Source organism: Gammaproteobacteria bacterium (assembly GCA_035546635.1).
GTDB lineage: Bacteria > Pseudomonadota > Gammaproteobacteria > JAURND01 > JAURND01 > DASZWJ01.
The window spans coordinates 169,246-190,541 of the sequence record DASZWJ010000019.1; the positions used below are offsets into that span (position 1 = coordinate 169,246).

The 21,296-nt window shown below is 42.0% G+C and carries 19 protein-coding genes and 1 tRNA gene; 9 read left to right on the forward strand and 11 right to left on the reverse strand.

Annotated elements, in window-relative coordinates; all coding sequences use genetic code 11:
• Window positions 1-2 precede the first annotated feature (2 nt).
• Both VHE99_04780 and VHE99_04785 read right to left on the reverse strand, forming a co-directional pair.
• A tRNA-Leu gene (locus tag VHE99_04780) sits at window positions 3-89 on the reverse strand.
• Between the two features lie 117 nt (window positions 90-206).
• Window positions 207-497, reverse strand: coding sequence for a hypothetical protein (locus VHE99_04785; protein HVV68337.1), 291 nt, complete (start codon window positions 495-497; stop codon window positions 207-209).
• 104 nt (window positions 498-601) lie between these two features.
• Between VHE99_04785 and VHE99_04790 the strand changes: the two genes are divergently transcribed.
• Window positions 602-1,420, forward strand: a complete 819-nt coding sequence (locus VHE99_04790; GenBank protein HVV68338.1) for a DUF2797 domain-containing protein — start codon at window positions 602-604, stop codon at window positions 1,418-1,420.
• On the opposite strand, the gene VHE99_04795 is transcribed toward VHE99_04790, so the two are convergent.
• The 4 genes from VHE99_04795 to minC all read right to left on the reverse strand — a co-directional run bounded on the left by VHE99_04795 (window position 1,361) and on the right by minC (window position 4,078).
• Complete coding sequence (locus VHE99_04795; GenBank protein HVV68339.1) at window positions 1,361-2,041, reverse strand: phosphatase PAP2 family protein; 681 nt, start codon at window positions 2,039-2,041, stop codon at window positions 1,361-1,363. The two genes, VHE99_04790 and VHE99_04795, sit on opposite strands and share 60 nt — an antisense overlap.
• Before the next feature lie 65 nt (window positions 2,042-2,106).
• The gene (gene minE, locus VHE99_04800) at window positions 2,107-2,370 is read right to left on the reverse strand and encodes a cell division topological specificity factor MinE (protein ID HVV68340.1); all 264 of its coding nucleotides are present in this window, start codon (window positions 2,368-2,370) and stop codon (window positions 2,107-2,109) included.
• Complete coding sequence (minD, locus tag VHE99_04805) at window positions 2,367-3,203, reverse strand: septum site-determining protein MinD (GenBank protein ID HVV68341.1); 837 nt, start codon at window positions 3,201-3,203, stop codon at window positions 2,367-2,369. Before minD ends, minE begins: the two co-directional genes overlap by 4 nt.
• Before the next feature lie 137 nt (window positions 3,204-3,340).
• Window positions 3,341-4,078 carry a septum site-determining protein MinC gene (gene minC, locus VHE99_04810; protein ID HVV68342.1) on the reverse strand — a complete coding sequence of 246 codons (738 nt, stop codon included), beginning with the start codon at window positions 4,076-4,078 and terminating at the stop codon, window positions 3,341-3,343.
• 165 nt (window positions 4,079-4,243) lie between these two features.
• On the opposite strand from minC, the gene VHE99_04815 reads away from it, so the two are divergent.
• The 3 genes from VHE99_04815 to ispG are packed head-to-tail and all read left to right on the forward strand — an operon-like array spanning window position 4,244 to window position 8,096.
• Window positions 4,244-5,911: an AMP-binding protein gene (locus VHE99_04815; protein HVV68343.1), complete on the forward strand. Its 1,668-nt coding sequence runs from the start codon at window positions 4,244-4,246 to the stop codon at window positions 5,909-5,911.
• A gap of 56 nt (window positions 5,912-5,967) precedes the next feature.
• Entirely contained in the window at window positions 5,968-6,843 is an 876-nt protein-coding gene (gene prpB, locus VHE99_04820; protein ID HVV68344.1) for a methylisocitrate lyase, read from the forward strand.
• A 29-nt stretch (window positions 6,844-6,872) separates the two neighbouring features.
• Complete coding sequence (ispG, locus tag VHE99_04825) at window positions 6,873-8,096, forward strand: flavodoxin-dependent (E)-4-hydroxy-3-methylbut-2-enyl-diphosphate synthase (protein ID HVV68345.1); 1,224 nt, start codon at window positions 6,873-6,875, stop codon at window positions 8,094-8,096.
• Window positions 8,097-8,279: 183 nt separating this feature from the next.
• On the opposite strand, the gene VHE99_04830 is transcribed toward ispG, so the two are convergent.
• The 5 genes from VHE99_04830 to gatC all read right to left on the reverse strand — a co-directional run bounded on the left by VHE99_04830 (window position 8,280) and on the right by gatC (window position 13,074).
• On the reverse strand, window positions 8,280-8,522 hold the full coding sequence (locus VHE99_04830; protein HVV68346.1) for a hypothetical protein: 243 nt from the start codon (window positions 8,520-8,522) through the stop codon (window positions 8,280-8,282).
• A gap of 246 nt (window positions 8,523-8,768) precedes the next feature.
• Window positions 8,769-9,377: a CDP-alcohol phosphatidyltransferase family protein gene (locus tag VHE99_04835; protein HVV68347.1), complete on the reverse strand. Its 609-nt coding sequence runs from the start codon at window positions 9,375-9,377 to the stop codon at window positions 8,769-8,771.
• 253 nt (window positions 9,378-9,630) lie between these two features.
• A complete protein-coding gene (gatB, locus tag VHE99_04840; protein ID HVV68348.1) occupies window positions 9,631-11,070 on the reverse strand; it encodes an Asp-tRNA(Asn)/Glu-tRNA(Gln) amidotransferase subunit GatB in 1,440 nt (479 codons plus the stop codon).
• A gap of 16 nt (window positions 11,071-11,086) precedes the next feature.
• Complete coding sequence (gene gatA / locus VHE99_04845; GenBank protein HVV68349.1) at window positions 11,087-12,541, reverse strand: Asp-tRNA(Asn)/Glu-tRNA(Gln) amidotransferase subunit GatA; 1,455 nt, start codon at window positions 12,539-12,541, stop codon at window positions 11,087-11,089.
• Between the two features lie 224 nt (window positions 12,542-12,765).
• On the reverse strand, window positions 12,766-13,074 hold the full coding sequence (gatC, locus tag VHE99_04850) for an Asp-tRNA(Asn)/Glu-tRNA(Gln) amidotransferase subunit GatC (protein ID HVV68350.1): 309 nt from the start codon (window positions 13,072-13,074) through the stop codon (window positions 12,766-12,768).
• A 320-nt stretch (window positions 13,075-13,394) separates the two neighbouring features.
• Here gatC and VHE99_04855 point away from each other — a divergent pair, with 320 nt between their 5' ends.
• The 5 genes from VHE99_04855 (at window position 13,395) to VHE99_04875 (ending at window position 21,279) form a co-directional block, all read left to right on the forward strand.
• Window positions 13,395-14,441 carry a rod shape-determining protein gene (locus tag VHE99_04855; GenBank protein HVV68351.1) on the forward strand — a complete coding sequence of 349 codons (1,047 nt, stop codon included), beginning with the start codon at window positions 13,395-13,397 and terminating at the stop codon, window positions 14,439-14,441.
• Between the two features lie 53 nt (window positions 14,442-14,494).
• Window positions 14,495-15,391, forward strand: coding sequence for a rod shape-determining protein MreC (mreC, locus tag VHE99_04860; protein ID HVV68352.1), 897 nt, complete (start codon window positions 14,495-14,497; stop codon window positions 15,389-15,391).
• A 94-nt stretch (window positions 15,392-15,485) separates the two neighbouring features.
• Entirely contained in the window at window positions 15,486-15,968 is a 483-nt protein-coding gene (gene mreD / locus VHE99_04865) for a rod shape-determining protein MreD (GenBank protein HVV68353.1), read from the forward strand.
• Between the two features lie 19 nt (window positions 15,969-15,987).
• Window positions 15,988-20,070, forward strand: coding sequence for a YhdP family protein (locus VHE99_04870; GenBank protein ID HVV68354.1), 4,083 nt, complete (start codon window positions 15,988-15,990; stop codon window positions 20,068-20,070).
• A gap of 3 nt (window positions 20,071-20,073) precedes the next feature.
• Entirely contained in the window at window positions 20,074-21,279 is a 1,206-nt protein-coding gene (locus tag VHE99_04875) for a glycosyltransferase family 87 protein (protein ID HVV68355.1), read from the forward strand.
• Window positions 21,280-21,296 lie beyond the last annotated feature (17 nt).

Sequence of the window (21,296 nt, forward strand, 5' to 3'; positions counted from 1 at the left end):
ATTGGTGCCGAGAAGAGGACTCGAACCTCCACAGGGTTTCCCCCACAAGTACCTGAAACTTGCGTGTCTACCAATTCCACCATCTCGGCGAGGCTGACAATTTAAGGGGAGTTAGAAGGTTTGTCAACCCGTATATTTGGTATATTTGGTGGTTGGCAATCGGTATGAAAATATATCCTAACTTTAATAGTTTGATAGAACTTGTTTTAGCTCGTAACTTTAACAGCTTTCTTCTTACCAGCAATCACATCATCACAGTTATGCTGGTCATATTGTTTGTAATAAGAAGCCGCGTCAGTCGGAGAGGGTCCGTTAGGATTCATGCTGCTTAGGCCATCATTTAAGATAATATCTTGCTTGAGGTTTTCACAGAATAAGGTTAACTGGTCAGGTTCTTCTCCTTGTGCTTTATGTGAAAAACTACAGCTACATAGTAGCATCACTATACTAACGTAAGCGCCAACTGCTAGATATTTATTTTTATAAGTTAGATTCACGGATGACTCCCTTCAAAAGTAGATAATATAACATTGTTGCGCATGGCAGCAGTAATGGCAATCTTTTTTTGTGATGAATAAAAGCATACACTGAGATTCACACCATGAGTTTTTTAACTGGCAAGATTACAAAAATGTCTGTGGAATTAACTAACCCAGTTACTTATCATTTCCACTTGGGTGAAGAAAAAATTTTAGCTAATTCTTTATTGGGGGAAAAAATACGTTTCCGATTTACCGGTGAAATACGTTGTATTCAATGTGATAGAAAAATTAGCAAAAGCTTTCAGCAAGGTTTTTGCTTTCCTTGTTTTAAGCGTTTAAATGAATGTAATCTTTGTAATATACATCCTGAGAAATGCCGTTTTTATGAAGGTGTGTGTAATAACGATGATTGGGCGCATGCGCATTGTGGAAAAGAGCATGCGGTCTATCTAGCAAATTCTTCAGGCATAAAAGTGGGTATTACCCGTAATTCGCACATACCTTCTCGATGGATCGATCAGGGTGCGAGCCAAGGTTTGGTGATTGCGCGAGTACAGAATCGTTATCAGTCAGGTTTGGTGGAGGTTGCGATCAAACAATATGTTGCCGATAAAACGAATTGGCGTGCTATGTTGAAATCTGAAAACAGTATACAAAACTTGACTAGCAAACGTGAAGAACTATTGACTTTGGCAAAATCTAAGCTTAGTCCGATTTTAGAGCGTTTTTCAGATGATATCCAGTTTGTGTCATCGGAAGAAGCTACACGCATTCACTATCCTATACTGGAATATCCTAAAAAAATAACTACTTTTGACTTAGATAAAAATCCTGTTGTCGAGGGAACCTTACTAGGTTTAAAAGGACAATATTTAATACTAGACACCGGAGTTATTTTGGTGCGGAAGTTCGCTGGGTACTGCCTGCAATGGGGATAGAAAAAATTTATCATATAACCAGGATACAACTAAAATTGATATGTACATGCCGCCAATCACATCGCTTAAGTAATGTGCGCTGACCACTACGCGACTAAAGCTGATTAGTAAAAAAATACTCGCAAATACTACCCAATAACGGGTGAATAAAAATGCTAATCCCATCATCAGCGCAGTAATAAAGATACTATGACCTGAAGGAAAGGACAGGTAAGCCGCTTTCATATGAAATAAGTTAAAACCATATAAATTATCATCGAATAATAATTTGGGGCGGGCTCTACCTAAAATAATTTTTATGACAATGGATAGTAGACTGGGTATAGCAATAGCTGTAATTAAGAACATGCATTTTTTAGCATATTCTGGATTTTTCATGATAAATTTAAAGAGTAAAAACAATAAGGGTAGTGTAATAAAATAGATATTGCCTTTGCCAAATTTAGCCAGTTTATCAGCAATGACAAAGGTGTGAGTGCTGATTGAATACCTGACGGATATTGCTAGGTGTTTGTCGATGTAAAAGTAGCTGATAGTACAAAAAGCGATGACTAATAGTAGGAACCAAGGTGAGCGAAGGATGGCTACGAATTTTGTAAAGGATGGTGAAGTGTTGTTCATGGAGAAGGTTTTAATCTTGGTATTGGCTGTCATCCTAGGCGTAGCGAAGGATGACAGCCAAGGGCTTAGGACTGATCCGGCAATGTCACATTGAGCTCTAACACTGAACGGTTAGCATCCCTTTGCAACTCAACGTTAACCTGATTTTTATCAATATGCAAATACTCGGCAATCACAGTAATCAGTTTTTGCTGTAATTGCTGTAGGTCGACCACGCCATTTTTTCGCTGTATGCGCTCATGGGCTACGATAATCTGTAAGCGTTCTTTAGCAATTTGCGCTGTATTGGGGCGGTTAAGTCTGGTTTTCAGATAATCTATTAAGCTCATGCCGGGCTAGTCTCCGTCGTCGATTTGCTGCCAAAAAGGCGGCGTAAAAATCCCTTTTTTTCGATTTTGAGGAAACGATGTGGTACCTCTTCGCCTAAAAATCGGCTTACAGCATCTTCATAGGCGCGTCCGGCGTCACTTTGTTTATCCATGATTACCGGGATGCCGGAGTTAGAAGCGCGTAAAACAGCTTGCGATTCTGGTATAACCCCTAATAAAGGCACTGATAATATTTCTTGTACAGTTTCAACGCTAATCATGTCACCATTTTCTACACGCTGTGGTGAGTAGCGGGTAATTAAAAGATGTTCTTTCGGAGGTTCTAAACCTTCTTCCGCACGTTTGGTTTTGCTAGATAGTAACCCTAAAATGCGATCTGAATCACGTACTGAGGACACTTCTGGATTAGTGACAATGATGGCGCTATCGGCATGATACATCGCCATATGCGCACCACGCTCTATGCCAGCGGGAGAATCACAGACAATATAATCGTATTCCTGTTTAAGTGTTTCTAGAATTTCTTGTACCCCTTCCGGTTTAAGCGCATCTTTATCGCGGGTTTGCGAGGCAGGTAGAATATAGAGATTTTCTGTATGCTTATCTTTGATTAAAGCTTGGTTAAGTTTAGCTTCGCCATTAATCACATTAACAAAATCATAAACCACGCGACGTTCACAACCCATAATTAAATCTAGGTTTCGCAGACCCACATCAAAATCGATAATGACGGTTTTAAATCCGCGTAAAGCGAGGCCAGTGCCAAAAGCTGCGCTGGTAGTTGTTTTACCAACACCGCCTTTGCCCGAGGTGACAACAATAATTTTAGCCAAGTGAATTTTCCTTTGAGTAAACAAAAAAACGTCCAGAATAAATATTTTGAGTAATCACTCAGCCTTTTTTAGAATGAGCTATTACGTTTTTTGCGCAATTCTACTCTGGATTTTTAAAATTGAAAAGGGAGAGCTGTTTAAATTTTGCCAGCAATACCGTCTATGTGAATTTGCTCACCTTGTAAATAAATTTGCGTAACTGGCATTTCAATATTGGGTATATCATCGCGCAGTTTATAATACCCAGCAATAGAAACTAGCTCGGCTTCTAGCCGCAGGCAAAGAATGCGGGCAGTTTTATCGCCTGTTATGCCAGCCAATGCGCGGCCTTGGAGATTTCCATACACATGGATATAGCCATCGGCCAATAATTCTGCCCCATGACTTACGGTGGAAAGCACCACCAAATTTGCATTGCGCGCATAAACCTGCTGTCCAGAACGCACGGGTTTAGTGATGAGCAGGGTATGGGGTGCAGTGTCGGTTGTAGGTTTATCCTGAGAAATTTTGGTCTTTGCTTTGAGGTTGTTGCCGCTCGTGGATTGACTGGAAAGCAAAGCTAGGCCTGCTGCTTGTGCAGCATGATTTTGACTTTCGTTGCCGTGTCGTATGCCGACTGGAATTAAACCATGCTGGCGTAGTTGATGTTGCATGTTGACAAAATCTATATTATCTGCGCATTGATTTACTCTTTGTAAATCAATAACTAATGGCATGTTCTTAAACAAATTTGGAGTTTTTTGCGCGTGTTTGCGTAATTGGGCAATAAAGACATTTAAGTCTACGCTGAGTAAATGCAGTACGGTGAGTGTAAACAAGCTGCCTTTGAGTTCAAACGCCATATTCGATCTTGCAGCGGAACTTGAAGATTGCATAAGTGACTGACCTTCTAAAGAGTGACTTTACTTTTACTTTAAAATCAAGATAATAGAACTATTAAGGTAACTGCTGGTCTCCTTTTTTAAAAGGGGTGAGTAGTTGCCAGCATTTGAGTTCGGTATTCTGCCTTAATCAATTGGCTAAACACAAGCGGGAACTTTATGTCTGAAAAAATCTGGTTGAAACAATATCCGCAAGATATAGCGGCGGAAGTAGATATAAAGGCCTATAGTTCTTTGGCCGATTTATTTGAAAAATCCTGTGCTGAATTTAAGGATGCGCCTGCATTAAGTAATTTGGGTTCACAACTTAGCTTTGCTGAGTTGGACTTATTATCACAACACTTTGCCGCTTATCTTCAACATGAATTGCAGCTGTGTTTGGGGGACAGGGTGGCGATTATGTTACCTAATGTGATGCAATATTACGTAGCTATGTTCGGTATATTACGCGCAGGTATGATAGTCGTGAATGTCAATCCCTTGTATACCGCGCTTGAACTGTCACATCAGTTGGCGGATTCAGGAGCTACAACGATTATCGTGATGGAAAATTTTGCCCATACGGTTCAAAAGGCTCTGCCACAAACACCCTTAAAACACGTTATTGTTACCGGGATAGGGGATTTGTTGGGGGGATTTAAATCACATTTGGTTAATTTTTTCGTTAGGCATATAAAAAAATTAGTTCCGTCATATCAATTGGAGCACTGCATTCGTTTTAAACAAGTGATGGCCATAGGTAAAGGTCATATTTTTCATAAAGTAATCCTTAACCATCAAAATATTGCCTATTTGCAATATACCGGAGGAACAACCGGAGTTCCTAAAGCTGCAATTTTAACCCACGGCAATATGTTGGCTAATGTCATGCAGGCCATAACCTTCGTTAATGCGGGCAGCATCATTAATAAGGGGAAGGATACGGTTATAGTGCCATTGCCGCTGTATCATATATTTTCATTGACCGTTTGTGCCTTAAGTTTCTTAAGATTAGGCTGTAAAGCGAGCCTAATTACGAATCCTCGTGATCTGAAGGCGTTTATTAAGGAATTAGCTCGGACTCGTTATGAGGTCATGGTAGGTATTAATACACTTTTTAATGCTTTAATGCATCGCGCAGAATTTAGAAAATTGTCATTTAATAGTTTAAAATTAGTCATTACCGGCGGCGCGCCAGTGTTAAAATCTGTTGCTGTGGAGTGGCATAAATTAACTGGGGTGCAAATTTTGGAAGGGTATGGTTTGACTGAAGCCAGCCCAATTGTCACGATCAATCCAGTCAATATTTCACATTTTACGGGTAGCATTGGGGTGCCTGTACCCTCAACTGATGTAGTCATAAAGGATGATAATGGCTATGATTTACCTGTCGGTCAGGCAGGTGAGTTGTGCATTAAAGGGCCGCAGGTCATGCAAGGCTATTGGAACAACGCAGCTGAAACCAGTAAGGTATTTACAGAAGATGGCTGGTTGAAAAGCGGGGATATTGCTAAATTCGATGAACAAGGTTTTTTATATCTTGTAGACCGTAAAAAAGATATGATTTTGGTATCTGGATTTAATGTTTATCCTAATGAAATTGAAGATGTATTAACTAGCCATCCTGGCATTTTAGAAACCGCGGTCATCGGTATTGCCAATGATTTAACTGGAGAAGCGGTAAAAGCATTTGTAGTAAAAAAAGATCCACTGCTTACAGCAGAACAAATTATCGCTTTTTGCCGTGAAAAATTGACAGGGTATAAAATTCCCAAAGATATAGAGTTTGTCAGTGAGTTACCGAAATCTAATGTGGGCAAAGTATTGCGCAAAGAGTTGCGGAAATAATGCAACTTATATCAACCTACTCAAAGTATTGAGTATACAACTAGGATGTAATGACTATGAAAGAACAATCACCAGGTAAACGTTTTAAAATTGCAGTCAATAAGGAAAAACCCCTGCAAATCGTGGGCGCTATCAATGCGTATTGTGCCTTGATGGCGACGCACGCGGGTTATAGGGCGCTTTATTTGTCAGGGGGAGGCGTTGCTGCTGCCTCTTATGGTCTGCCTGATCTCGCCATTACGACTTTAGATAATGTTTTGGAAGATGCGCGGCGTATTACCGGGGTTACGGAGGTGCCTTTATTGGTTGATATCGATACGGGTTGGGGGTCAGAATTTAATATCGCAAGAACGATACGTCTTATGGAGGGGGCAGGTGTAGCTGCTGTACACATTGAAGATCAACCTGGAGTCAAACGCTGCGGACACAGGCCAGGTAAGCATGTGATCCCGGTTGAAGAAATGGTAGATCGAATCAAGGCGGCGGTTGATGCTAAAGTGGATGAGGATTTTGTTATTATGGCGCGCACTGACGCTATACAGAAGGAAGGGCTGAGTGCTGCAATAGAAAGAGGGCATCGTTATATAGAAGCTGGAGCGGATATGATTTTTGCTGAAGCAGTTACCGACTTAGACCAGTATCGAGAATTTGTACACAAAATCAAAGCGCCTATTTTGGCTAATATCACCGAATTTGGTAAGACCCCTCTATTTACATTAGAGGAGTTGCGTGCGGCTGGAGTAAGTATGGCGTTATATCCATTATCAGCGTTTCGCGCTATGAGTAAGGCCGCAGAGAATGTATATAAAACGTTGCGTGAAGCAGGTACGCAAGAGAGTCTTTTGAAAAATATGCAAAGTCGTGAAGAATTATATAAACATCTAGATTATTATCATTATGAAGCTAAATTGGATGGTTTGAAGACTGAATAATCAATAAATTTTTTACAGGTGCTTAAAGAATGGCCGATATACTTAAGCGACGCAGCGTAGCTGTTAAAATCGGTTCAATTATCATGGGTGGTGATTCACCCATCGTCGTGCAATCCATGACAGATACTGACACCGCTGATGTAACTACAACCGTCAAGCAAATTGCCGCACTGGCTCATGCCGGCTCGGAAATTGTACGCATCACAGTCAACAATGAAGCTGCAGCGAAACAAGTCGCGCGAATCCGAGATCGATTACGTGCTATTGGCTGCAACACGCCACTGGTTGGAGATTTTCATTACAATGGCCATACCTTACTGACCCAATATCCTGAGTGCGCTGAAGCTTTAGACAAGTACCGTATTAATCCGGGTAATGTAGGTTTTGCTAATAAAAAAGACAAACAATTTGCGACCATGATAGAAATGGCGCTGAGATATGATAAACCGGTGCGTATAGGCGTCAATTGGGGCAGTTTGGATAAGGAGTTGGCAACTGGACTTATGAATCAAAATGCACGCTTGCCAGAGCCGAAAAGCGCAGCATCAGTGACAGAGGAAGCATTAATATTATCAGCGTTGCAGAGTGCTGAATTGGCTGAAAAGCTAGGGTTAGGGCGTGATAAAATTGTGCTTTCCTGTAAAGTTAGCGATGTGCAGGCGCTGATTGCCGTTTACCGTGAGTTGGCAAAACGCTGTGATTATGCATTGCACTTAGGGCTTACCGAAGCAGGCATGGGATCTAAAGGCATTGTCGCTTCGAGTATTGCTATTGGCGTTTTATTACAACAAGGGATTGGGGATACCATTCGCACGTCATTAACCCCTGAGCCAGGTGCAGAACGCGTGAATGAAGTGATTGTATCGCAACAGATTTTACAAACGATGGGATTGCGGGCATTTACGCCTATGGTGACTGCCTGTCCTGGGTGTGGACGCACCACTAGCCAGTTTTTCCGTGAGCTGGCTGAGAGAATACAAACCTATGTGCGCGAACAAATGCCAAAATGGCGGGAGCAGTATTTGGGTGTGGAGACTATGACTTTAGCGGTGATGGGTTGCATTGTGAATGGTCCCGGTGAAAGTAAGCATGCGAACATCGGTATTAGTCTTCCTGGAAGTGGTGAGGAACCGGCAGCGCCAGTTTTTATTGATGGCATTAAAACTGTAACCCTACGCGGGTCTAATATCGCTAGTGAATTTATACAGCTGATTGACCAGTATGTTGCGACTAAATATCCGCGTGTTGGCTAATTAGTTGTTGTCGCCGGATTTTTAAATGACACATATTTTCATATTTCGCCCCAGCGGCTGTCGCCACACGCACTCTACTACGTCGTCCCGCGGCTTGTCCGCGGGACGACGCAGTGGGGAGGCTAATTATTGACAGGCCCTAGCAATGAGGAGCTTTGCTGTCAAAAAGAGAAAAGAATTAACTCAAGATTTTAAATCTATATCAAGTAAACTACGCTCAGTAGGTGTTGGTGGTTTATCTTCTTTGAAACGCAAGTGGGTTCTCAAGAGGTGCCGTTTGGCATGGTTATGGTGGCTATGAGTTTGCTGATTCCAATATTCAATAGCTCTGCAGATGTATTCGGCGCGATGCACCCGCATAGATTTTGCATGCAAGTCGGCTTCATTTAGGATTTTTTCGGGCAAGCGAATAGAAATGAGTGTCATGATATAACCTCCTTGTTATAATCGATTGAAATATAGTTCCCGTCTCACATCCATGTTTTAAGGTATTTTTAGCAACTTCATACCTAAGTAAATTTGTTATTCATTGGCTTAACCATAATCCTCAGGCAGATGGGAGTGTCCTTCTGGGACTCGCATGAGGTTAATGGTAAAGCTGATTGTTACAAACTCAGACGGTCTGTAAATTATAGACCGCAACAGCAATTGAGGCAATAAGAATTATGGAATTTATTTTTCAGCCAAGTGTAGTGTTCGGAACAAAACCTGCAAGGTGGTAAGGATAGAAAGTCCAATAAAAACAATAAATAAGGCGCTTGCCCAGTGGGTGTTATATAAGCTGAGAATAGGAATTAACAGCATGAAAAAAAACATTTCGCCACGATTTAAAATACGCCAGATAATTTTTTCTTCTGGGTCAACGACAGCCTGACGGTGGTTGGCATAGGCGACAATAAAAGAAGGCATAATTGCAAAAAATAGGGCGATATAAATCCATTGGCCTAAGAGTAACCAGGGGAGCTCAAGGGGCAGCCAGAAATAGCTGAACAATATAATAGAATCGATAAAGCGGTCTAAACTGCCGTCTAAGAATGCACCTTTACTTGAAGCACAATTTAAATGTCGGGCAAGTGCGCCATCAATTAGGTCGCATACGCCCGCAATGAGAAATAATAGGGTACTGCACCAGACCCAACCGTAAATCATCATTCCCATGCCAATAAGGGCTATGGGTATAGTCATCCAGGTGTAATGATTGGGCGAAAATGGCAATTTTGATGAAATTTCCCCTAATTTTTTTGAGGCTAGGGCCCAGAGTTGTGATTTTTCCTTTATCATTTTCCTATTATACCCTTGACTTTTTTCCTTCTCCCCTTGTGGTAGAAGGTGCCCGCAGGGTGGATGAGGGGTGAGCCTTGCAGTAGCTTGGGCTACTTAAACCAACCCTCCATCGGCCCTATCAGACACCTTCTCTCACAAGGGAAAAAGAAAATGGGCTTTATGTAGTAAATGCTGCTGCAAGGCTTACCCCTCATCCGCCCTTGCGGGCACCTTCTACCACAAGGGGAGAAGGAATAAGGTTAAGGCTGTTTTAGGACTGCAATTTTTTCTTTAATAGCTCATTCACTTGTCCGGGATTAGCTTTGCCTTTAGTAGCCTTCATCACCTGACCAACAAAAAAACCAAACACGGCTTCTTTTCCAGCGCGATATTGGGAGACCTGTTCGGGATTAGCAGCGAGAATATCTTCTATGGCTTTTTCAATAGCACTTGTGTCAGTGATTTGTTCCAATCCTTTGCTTTTAATAATCTGATCGGCATCCCCCTCACCATTCCAAACTGCTTCAAATACCGACTTAGCAATTTTGCCAGAAATCGTGTTATCAGCAATACGTGTGACTATTCCGCTTAGCTGTTCTGGAGTCATGGGGCATGAGATAATGTCCAACCCCGCCTTATTCAAAGCTCCCATTAAATCGCCAATAATCCAGTTAGCTACTAACTTGGCAGAGCCTTTAGGTGCTGATTTGACAGCCGTTTCAAAATAGCTGGCTAATTCACGCTGACTGGCTAATATATTGGCATCATATTTACTCAAGCCATATTCTGAGATAAAGCGTTGGTTTTTTTCCCAAGGGAGTTCTGGCAAAGTACTGCGCACCGATTCAATCAGTTGTTCCTCTAGTACTAATGGCAGTAAATCGGGGTCTGGGAAATAACGATAGTCATTAGCCTCTTCTTTGCTGCGCATAGGACGAGTTTCGTTTTTATCAGCGTCATATAACATGGTTTGTTGTTCAATTTGACCACCACTTTCTAGAATTTCTATCTGGCGTTGGATTTCATAATTGATAGCGCGTTCAACAAAGCGGAAAGAATTGACATTTTTTATTTCTCGTCGGATGCCAAATTTGCTTTGTCCCACAGGTCTTACGGAAACATTCGCATCGCAGCGGAAAGAACCTTCCTGCATATTGCCGTCGCTGATGTCTAAATAACGCACCAGCGCATGTAATGTTTTTAAATAAGCAACGGCTTCTTTTGCTGATCGTAGCTCAGGTTCAGAGACAATTTCCAACAAGGGTGTGCCTGCGCGATTTAAATCGATCCCAGACATACCTTGCAGATCCTCGTGCAATGATTTACCCGCGTCTTCTTCTAAATGTGCCCTTGCAATATTGATTAATTTTTCTGTGCCATCTTCTAGGATAATTTTTAATTGTCCTTTACCGACAATGGGTAAGTCGAATTGGCTAATCTGATATCCTTTAGGCAGGTCAGGATAAAAGTAATTTTTTCGGGAGAACACGGAGTGTCGAGTAATATCCGCATTGATGCTTAGACCAAATTTAACGGCCATACGTACCGCTTCACGGTTAAGGGTGGGCAATACGCCGGGGAAGCCTAGGTCAATAATACACGCTTGCGTATTAGGCTCGGCACCGTATTTTGTTGCGGCGCCGGAAAATAGCTTAGATTTGGTTGAAAGTTGTACATGGACTTCAAGTCCTATCACGGATTCCCATTGCATGATTTAAGCCTCGTGTTTAGCTCGTTAATTCAGGAGATTGTAAATGCCAATCAGTATTTTGCTGATATTGGTGCGCGGCATTCAGTAACTTAGCTTCAGAAAAATGCGGTCCCAATAATTGCACTCCAATAGGCAGGCCATTGATAAAACCAGCTGGGATAGCGATGCCAGGCAAGCCAGCCAAATTAGCGGCAATGGTATAGATATCCGAAAGGTACATACTCACGGGGTCATGATTCTTTTCGCCTAACTTAAATGCTGGGGTTGGCGTAGTCGGAGAAAGGATCAAATCTACCTCTTTAAAGGCTTGATTAAAATCATGGCTGATAAGCTGGCGGACTTTTTGGGCTTTAATATAGTAAGCATCATAATAACCGCTGGATAGCACATAAGTGCCAATCATGATGCGTCGCTTCACTTCTTCACCAAACCCTTCGCTACGGGTTTGTTCATAAAGATCAGATAAATCTTTAGGATTCTGGCAACGATAGCCATAGCGTACGCCGTCAAAGCGCGCCAGATTGGATGAGCATTCAGCCGGTGCAACTACATAGTACACAGGTACTGATAAAGATGTGGAGGGTAGGGAGATTTCTTTAAAGGTGACCCCCAATTTTTTATATTCTGCAATCACAGCATCAATGGATTGGCTCATATTGGCATCCAGGCCATTACCAAAGTACTCTTTAGGTAGACCGATACGCAGTCCCGCTAAAGGATTGTTTAATTCTGCAGTGTAATCGGGCACTGGGTAGTTTATGCAGGTGGAGTCTTTATCATCATAGCCGGCAATAACATTGAGCAAGAGTGCGCTGTCTTCGGCGGTGATGGTCATCAAACCGGCTTGATCCAAGCTTGAGGCAAAAGCAATCATGCCAAAACGCGATACACGGCCGTAAGTGGGTTTAATCCCAGTGATGCCGCATAAAGTTGCTGGTTGGCGCACCGAACCGCCGGTATCAGTTCCGGTTGAAGCGGGAGCAAGTCCAGCGGCGACTGCTGCTGCTGAACCACCTGATGATCCTCCCGGCACTCTCGATAGATCCCAAGGGTTTCTAACAGGGCCATAGAAGCTGGTTTCATTGGATGAACCCATCGCAAACTCATCCATGTTGAGTTTCCCCAATGAAATCACTCCGGCTGCATTAAGACGCTCAATTACAGTGGCATCATAGGGAGATATAAAATTATCCAACATTTTAGAAGCGCAGGTGGTACGCACCCCTTTAGTGCAAAAGATATCTTTATTGGCGATGGGAATACCCAATACTGGGGAGGATTCACCTTGGGCGCGGCGTTGATCGGCATTTTTAGCAGCTGTGAGTGCCTGCTCTGCTGTAACGGTAATAAAACTATTGAGTGTTTTATCCAGTTTTTCAATGCGATCTAGGTAAGACTGTGTCAATTCAACGCTGGAATATTTTTTTGCTGCCAAATCACGGGAGATTTCAACGATGGTTTTGTGAGGCATGTGGACCTTCATAATGTTGGGTTAAAGGTTCGACTAATCTTCTTCTCAATGAACCTCTCCCCTTGTGGGAGAGGTCGACAGGCGTAGCATGGAGGGAGAGGGGGGAAGCTTGGGTAGGCAGAGATTAAGTTAATGCCTACCGAAGCCCACCCCTCTCCCTCCGCGCTATGCGCGTCGACCTCTCCCACAAGGGGAGAGGTTATTGAGAAGAAGGAGATGTTTAATCATTCGATCACTTGTGGCACCAGATACAACCCACTTTCCGTTAACGGTGCCAGCTTAAGTAAGACTTCCCGCTGGTTAGTCTCAGTGACTTTGTCTTCACGTAATTGCAAAGCCGCTTCCATAAAAGGCGAGGCCATGGGGGTAACACCACTGGTATCTTGGGCGTTAATCTGCGCAATCAGATCAAATATATTGGAAAGACTCAAAGCATGTTCATGGATTTCTTTAGCATCAATACGTAGACGTGCTAGCTGAGCTACTTTTTTCACTTCCATTTCAGTAATTTTGGATGCATGTGAGGTAGACAAGGTTTATGCTCCTTTTTAAAGGGAGCATAGTGTATCAACCTTGAAAGATTGAATCAAATGACAAGAGCGATCAGTGCGAGGGGCATTAAGAGATCTAAGTTATTGACACAATGAGGAATTGCCCTGAAAGAAAAATTGCTGCAAAATATTCGTGAGCTTCTCGACGAAACCAATGTTTTCAGTTAAAGTAATAGCGGCTTGACTTTTCAGGGCTTGCGGGTAACCGGAGAAAAATCTGAGGCAAGCAAAAAAATCTGCTTGCGTTTTTATACCGCGCAGTATCATCAAACAATCATTCAACGCGTCTGGATGGGATATTCATGTTATTTAAAAAGTTTTTCGGTATTTTCTCTAACGACCTTTCTATTGATCTGGGGACAGCCAATACCCTGATATATGTCAGGGAAAAAGGTATAGTTTTAAACGAGCCTTCAGTGGTTGCGGTGCGTATGGATCCTCATTCCGGTCAAAGCCATGTGGTTGCGGTGGGGGTCGAAGCCAAACGTATGTTAGGACGTACACCAGCCAATATCACAGCTACCCGTCCTTTAAAAGATGGTGTTATCGCTGATTTCTTTGTCACTGAAAAAATGTTGCAGCATTTTATTCATAAAGTGCATGAAAACCGCATATTAAAACCCAGTCCTAGAGTATTAGTTTCAGTGCCTTGTGGTTCAACGCAGGTAGAACGCCGTGCGATCAAAGAATCTGCTTTAGGCGCAGGTGCGCGAGAGGTGTTTTTAATAGAAGAGCCGCGTGCTGCAGCTATGGGAGCAGGCTTGCCAGTAGAAGAAGCCAGTGGTTCTATGGTGGTAGATATTGGTGGCGGCACCACAGAGGTAGCCATTATTTCACTGAATGGCATTGTTTACTCGGCTTCAGTGCGCATTGGCGGGGATCGTTTTGATGATGCGATTGTCAATTATGTGCGTCGTAATTACGGCACATTGATAGGTGAGGCCACAGCTGAACGTATCAAACAGGATATTGGAGCCGCTTTCCCAAGCAATGAAGTGCGTGAAATTGAAGTACGTGGGCGTAACCTGGCAGAAGGGGTACCACGCAGTTTTATAATGAATAGCAATGAAATTTTAGAAGCACTGCAAGAGCCCTTGGCTGGTATTGTTGCTGCCGTGAGAGATGCATTAGAAAAGATTCCACCCGAGCTTTCTTCTGATATCGCAGAACGTGGTATGGTATTGACGGGAGGTGGTGCGTTGCTTAAAGATTTAGATCGTCTTTTGATGGAAGAGACTGGATTACCTGTGATTGTTGCTGACGATCCCCTGACCTGTGTAGCCAGAGGTGGTGGACGCGCGTTAGAAATGATGCATGTATTCAACGATGATTTTTTATTCAGGGAGTAAGCCTTTAGTCTAAGAGGCCTTATAGGTCATAAGGAGTATCAGCCATTAAACCACTGTTTAAACGAAGACCTTTACTGGGGATACGAGCCACAATCCTGGTCATTTTATCTTTGGGCTTGATGATTATAAATCATCAAATGACCACATTAGATGTAGTACGTTCCAAATTAACTGTGCTGATTTTGCCAGTACAGTATATCGTCGATAAACCAATGAAATTTATTCGTTGGGCGCAAACCAGTTTCTCAGCTCAGCAGGATGTTATGGAGGAAAATGCCAGGCTGCGTGCCCGGCAGCTTTTGTTGCAGGCAAAATTGCAGCGGTTATTGGCTTTGGAGCGGGAAAATTTACAATTACGCGAACTCATGAGTTCATCCAGCCACTTAACTGGCAAGGTATTGGCTGCGCAGATATTGGATGCTGACCTTGATCCTCTTAACCAAGAGATTATCCTCGATAAAGGTGAGAAAGAGGGGGTATTTGTCGGACAGCCTGTGTTAGATGCCTATGGTATCATGGGGCAGGTGATAGAAACTGGACCATTTACCAGCCGTGTATTGTTGATTACCGATGCGCGAAGTGCAATACCGGTACAAGATAATCGTACTGGCATGCGAGCTATTGTGGCTGGCACTGGGTATGCTAATGAATTATCTTTGCTGCATATGCCGACGACTACCGATGTGCAGCGTGGAGATTTTTTTGTTACTTCAGGGTTAGGCGGAAGATTTCCATTTGGGTATCCAGTAGGAACCATCGTTGATATCAATAAAAAATCAGGTCAACGATTTGCGGTAATCACGGTGAAGCCAAGTGCACATGTTGAAGAATCCAGGATGGTGGTTTTAGTTTGGCCGCCTAATGTTTCCAATGATACTAGCCTACCTGTTGCAGATACTACTGCAAAGCCTGAAGTCCATCCTAAAAAAAGCAAGAAACGTAGTACATAATTAACTGCTCTCTCTCGGCTGTCATCTTGAATATAAGCCAAGGATGACAACCGGAGAGAAGAAATATGGACATGAATATTAGGATAAACCACAAATGAAAACTTTCTTCGCAGTGACCTTAAGTTTCCTGGCAGCACTGATTTTGGCAATTATTCCATTGCCCACCTGGGCAATTTGGTTTAGGCCGGACTGGGTATTGCTAGCTTTGATATACTGGTCGCTTATGCTGCCAGAGCGTGTGGGAGTTAATGTGGCTTTTTGTCTGGGGTTATTAATGGATGTGTTAACTGGGACTTTGCTTGGGGAGCACGCATTGGCTTATGTTGCGGTTGCTTACTTTACTGTGCGTTTTTGTCCATTAATTCGCTTATTCCCAATATGGCAGCAAGCATTGCTGATATTTATATTTACTTTTCTGGTTCAAGCATTCAAATTCTGGATTTGGGGCTTATCCGGCACTGGAGCTATTTCCGTAGGTTGGATTTATTGGCTGCCTGGAATTATCAGTGCGATATTATGGCCTGTGATATATACTCTTCTAAAAGGTTACCAGGGGCGGTATAGAATTTACGAATAGCGTTTAACCAATATCTGATATGCTTTTAAAAAAATTACTAAAATTCTTTATAGAAGCAATTGTTGCGATATTGGTATTGGTGGCTATCCTATTGGGTATCGCACGCTCATTACTTCCTTATGTTGATCGCTATCATTCTAATTTTGAAACCTGGGCTGGTCATGCCATTGCCCATCCAGTTTCTATAGGGAAAGTTGCAGCCAGCTGGAGAGGGTTATATCCTCAATTTAGCTTTGACCATATTATTATTTATGATAGCGCACGTAAAATCCAACTGCTTAAAATAAAGCATTTTCAAATCAGTCTTAATTTATTTGCCAGCCTTATTAATAAACAAATTACGCCTGCAGAGTTTCATGTATCTGGCACTTATCTTTCCATTCATCAATTGGAAAACAATGATTTTGCTATTAATGGCATCAGAATGCATTTTGCTCCTCAGCAATTGGGTAACTCAAATATTCAGAATTTCTTAGAGCAGATGTTGGAGCAGGGGCAGGTGTTACTTGATGAAATGGATGTCGATTGGTATGGGAAAAATGGCCTGGTATTACCCATTACCAATTTACAATTAAAATTAAGTAAGCACTTTTTCCAGCATCAAGTGATTGGCATCGCAACACTTATACAAAAAAAACCAGCTATACTCACGACTTACCATGCGAATAATTTTCTGCAAATAAATATCGCACAAACCTCAACTATTTGTGCATTGCCGCCTAAAAATTTCCATGCGCTATCCATATCAAAACGGATCTTTGATTTCTGTCCATTGCCGCCGCCCGTAAAAAAAGTAGAAAGCTCATCTGCCCAGGTGCGCTTTGTGCTTAATTTGCATGGTGATTTTTTGCAGAAGAGTCAGCTAAAGGCCGACGGCTATATTTATATAAAAAATCTCCAACTTGAGCCCTGGTTAAAAAATCATATACAGAATGGATTTTCATTCACTGAAGGTAAATTAAGTCAACTGCAACTATGGGCAAATTGGAGTAATCAGCAATTACAACAAGTACAAAGCGTATTTACATTGAATAATGGCTTGTTGCGTTCACAAGCCACGGGGAATATGGTTAATGTCAATACAGTGAGCGGAAATATAGCTTGGCAACGTCATCAAAATGGCTGGGACTTGGCGGCAGATCAATTGCAGTTAAACATCAATAATCACCTGTGGCCGTTGACACAATTGAGTATCCAAAATGTACAACCTGCAGCTCAACCAGAACTGCAGCTTTTTCGAGCTGATACTTTAGAGTTAGCTCCACTCAATGCCCTTTTGCGTAATTCAGATTTAATCTCAGAGAATATCAGTGCGCTATTGCAAGCCATGCAACCTGTGGGAGAAATTAAAAATCTCATTATCAGACGTGAACTGCCCATAAAGACTAATGAAAAACCCAGTCTATCGGCAAGCGCTGACTTCAAGCATGTAGGTTTGCAACCTTGGAAAAAATTCCCCGGAATAGAAAATTTAAGTGGCCATCTACTTTTGACACCTACTACAGGCGATGTACAACTCGCAGGTGACAACCTATCAGTGATGATAGGACAACTATTTCATCAGCCAGTGCGGCTGACGAATTACCATGGTCGAGTGGAGTGGTTACAAACTGATACAGGTTGGAAGGTTCAAGCGAGTGATTTAGCATTGAATAACAACGCATTCAGTCTTCGAGGCGATATGGATTTATATCTTCCGTCTGCGGGTGATCCGATTATTCGTTTACTTACTGGTTTTTCTATCAATAACATTGTTCAAGCCCATCAATATATTCCAACACTTATACTCAAACCGAAATTGACTGCATGGCTAGAACAGGCATTTGTGGGTGGAGAAAACATAACAGGTCAGATGCTATTGCAGGGACCTCTTTTGCACTTTCCATTCGAAGATCACACGGGTCAATTTGAAATTGCAGCGCATGCTACCCACCTTGATTTCAGTTTTCATACCGGTTGGCCATTGGCGAGAGACATGGACGCGGATATGTTTCTGGATGGTAAACGTTTGCAAGTAAAAGTAGCCAGCGCCAAAATTTTGGGGGTACCTGTTAATTCAATCTATGGTGAAATTGACGATTTGATTACCGGAAAACTTGAGGTGCAGGGTAATGTGGTAGCAGATATGCGTGACTGCATGCGCTTTATTTTTAAGAGTCCATTACAAGTACCGCTAGCAGGTCTGAAACAACTGGATATGCAGGGTCCCATGCGATTGAACTTAAAGTTGGAAGTGCCATTGCATGAAGCATCAAATGCGCATGAATTACCTAAAGTTGATGGCGACATTACGCTCTTGCCGGGTGGAATGGCAAAATTACCGGCATGGAATATCAGTATGGATCAGTTACAGGGGCAAATACACTTCACTGAACGTAGTGTACAATCGCAAGGATTACAGGCCAACTGGCTAGGGCAGCCCGTTGCAATTTTAGTACAATCAATAGAGCTCGAGCCTTTGCATCACATGACGACAATTCAGCTGACTGGGAATGCAATGATTAAGGCAATTATTGATAAATACCAAGTGAATTCTCTGCGTAACATCATTTCAGGAGCCATGCAATATCAAGCGCAGTTGCAGTTAAATAAGAATAAAGACCAGAGCCAAAACCGTTTGATAATCGACTCAGATTTACAAGGTGTCGCCATCAATCTACCTGATCCTATTAAGAAATCAGCTGCTAGTAAGATGCCTGCAGAGGTAGAGTTGGATTTTAGCCAACAAAATAAACTGAATCTATTTGCAACTTTAGCCAAGAAGTTAAGTTTAGCGCTGAGTTTTGATGCCAATAAGTCTGGAAAATACTTTCTAAAAAGTGGAAATTTACGCTTTGGGAGTACTAAAGCTGCTCTTAACAATAGTGGCGGGTTAACGATTGATGGCGAACTGGCTCGATTAGACTGGTCAGAGGTCAGCCCATTTTTAACTCCTTATTTAAACGGTAGCCCAGCCACTAATACCTCATTTCCTCTGCAGATAAACCAGATTCATTTATCAATTGCTGAACTCGATGCCTTGGGTATGCAGGTGTTGGGGGCTAATATTCTGGCACGCCCGATGGCTGATGCCTGGAGTTTGAGAATTGATAGTCCTGCGATAGCTGGCAGAATTTTACTGCCAAAAGATTTAAAAAATACAGAAATACAAGGCCGTTTTCAACACTTTACTTTTGTACCTGGTGAGTCTTCAATCTCACAAAGTATAGAACCGGCTAAGGTGCCACCGCTTAATTTATTGTTCCAGGATTTTAGTTATGAACAAAGACATTTAGGTAAGCTAACATTGGTGACTTTCCCAGAGAACAATACACTGGTAATTGAAAAATTAGCGTTAGATACCCCTAATTTAAATCTTTCAGCCCGTGGACGTTGGCAAGGCAGTGCTAACCGCCAGCAGACTACCCTCAATGGTAATATTAAAAGTAATAATATAGGAGCAGCATTGAAATCTTGGCAAGTAACCAATAGTCTTGAAAGCGGGGAAGGTACGGCCACTTTTGCGTTATCTTGGCCAGCTGCAGCCTATAAATACAGCTCTGCAATTTTAAACGGCAGTTTTTCATTCAGTTTCAACAAAGGACGCATTGTCAATATCAGCCAGGGGACTGAAGCGGAAATGGGAATTGGGCGTATTTTGAATTTATTAAGCCTGCAGAGTTTGCCAAGGCGGTTGGCGCTTGATTTTAGTGACTTGTTTTCAAAGGGATTTACCTTTGATACTATGAGGGGAGATTTTGCCATAACTAGGGGCAATATGACGACTAATAATACTTATTTAAACGGCCCCATTGCAAAAGTCGAAGCCCAAGGGCGTATAGGATTGGCGGCTAAAGATTACAACCTGGTTATGACTATTACCCCTTATGTGACATCTAATATACCTGTTATTGCCACTATTGCCGGCGGTCCAATCGTGGGAGCAGCAGCCTGGGTGGCTAACAAAATATTTGGCGGTATAGTAAACAAGATGACCAGTCATGCTTATAGCGTGCAAGGTTCATGGGCTAAACCCATTATTGAAAAATTAACCACTTTAGAACGACGCAGTCAACCGCAGTTTAGTACTGTAACTTCATCACCTAATACAGTGGGAACTTAAAACATGGAAGAAAAATTTTCTCAACAAAAACTAGCTTGGTTATTGTGGATCATTTTCACAATTGGCATCTGTATTTTGATTACTGCTACCGGCAATAGCCATACTGTCAGTTTAAATTACTGGTTAGCTGGCAACCATTGGTTACAGGGAAAGCCATTATATTCTTTAAAAGGTGCGGGATTTATTTATTTCCCACAATCGGCAATATTATATACGCCATTAGCGCTACTACCATTTGCTTTGAGTGAAATTTGTTGGCGAGTTATATCATTAGCTGTGTTTGCTTTGGGGTTAAATTGTTTTGCTAGCATGCTCAAACATAGTGCTTTCAATCAGGTTAGAATTGGGACAAGTTATCAGTATATTAAATCACAAGGATTTTTTTTCCTGTTACTGACTATCATTACTCTACCACTGGCATTTTCCTCAGCTCGTAATGGTCAAATGCATCTAGTTCTTTGTGGAATGCTATTAGGAGCATTATACAAGTTCAGTTTGCGGCAGTGGTGGAAATCTGCTGGGTTATTGCTGATTGCATTTGCATTGAAACCTACGGCAATTGTATTGTTGCTCATGTTAGGTGCATTATATTGGGCTATGGGTTGGCGTTTATTTGTTGGTTTGTTGGCATTAGTCCTATTGCCTTTCTTTACACAATCTTCTAGTTATGTTTGGCATCAATATACAAACAGTATTATGTCTTTTCAGATGACAGTTGAAGGAGGTTCATATGGAAATTGGGCACAAGTATTCAATGCATTGTCTCAATTTGGTTTGGTGATGTCGCAAAATCTGCAAACAGTCATTCGTCTTATTTTGGCAGTGGGAATTTTTTGTCTAGGATATTTAATAAAGAGACGTTATTCGCTAAATGAAGTCGCATTGTGGATCTTTGTGTTATCTATTTGTTATTTATTATTGTTCAATCCCAGAACAGAAAGTAATGGTTATTTTATGCTGGCGCCGGCAATTGGTTTTATCATGAGCCGGGCCATTGTTAGAAAACAATATTTGCTGGTTAGTTCTTTGGTCTTGTATTTAGTACTCACTTTTTTGGGATATTATATCACTCGTGCCTTGACCCCTGGCCACCCAGCCTGGCTTGATCCGCTGTTAGGGTCATTATTTTTTGTTTTGGTATTGATTGAAATTTTTAAGATGTTATTTCAGAAGAAATTTTTTTTAGCAACGAATAGCCTGTCACCCTGAGCGCAAGCGAAGGAGTT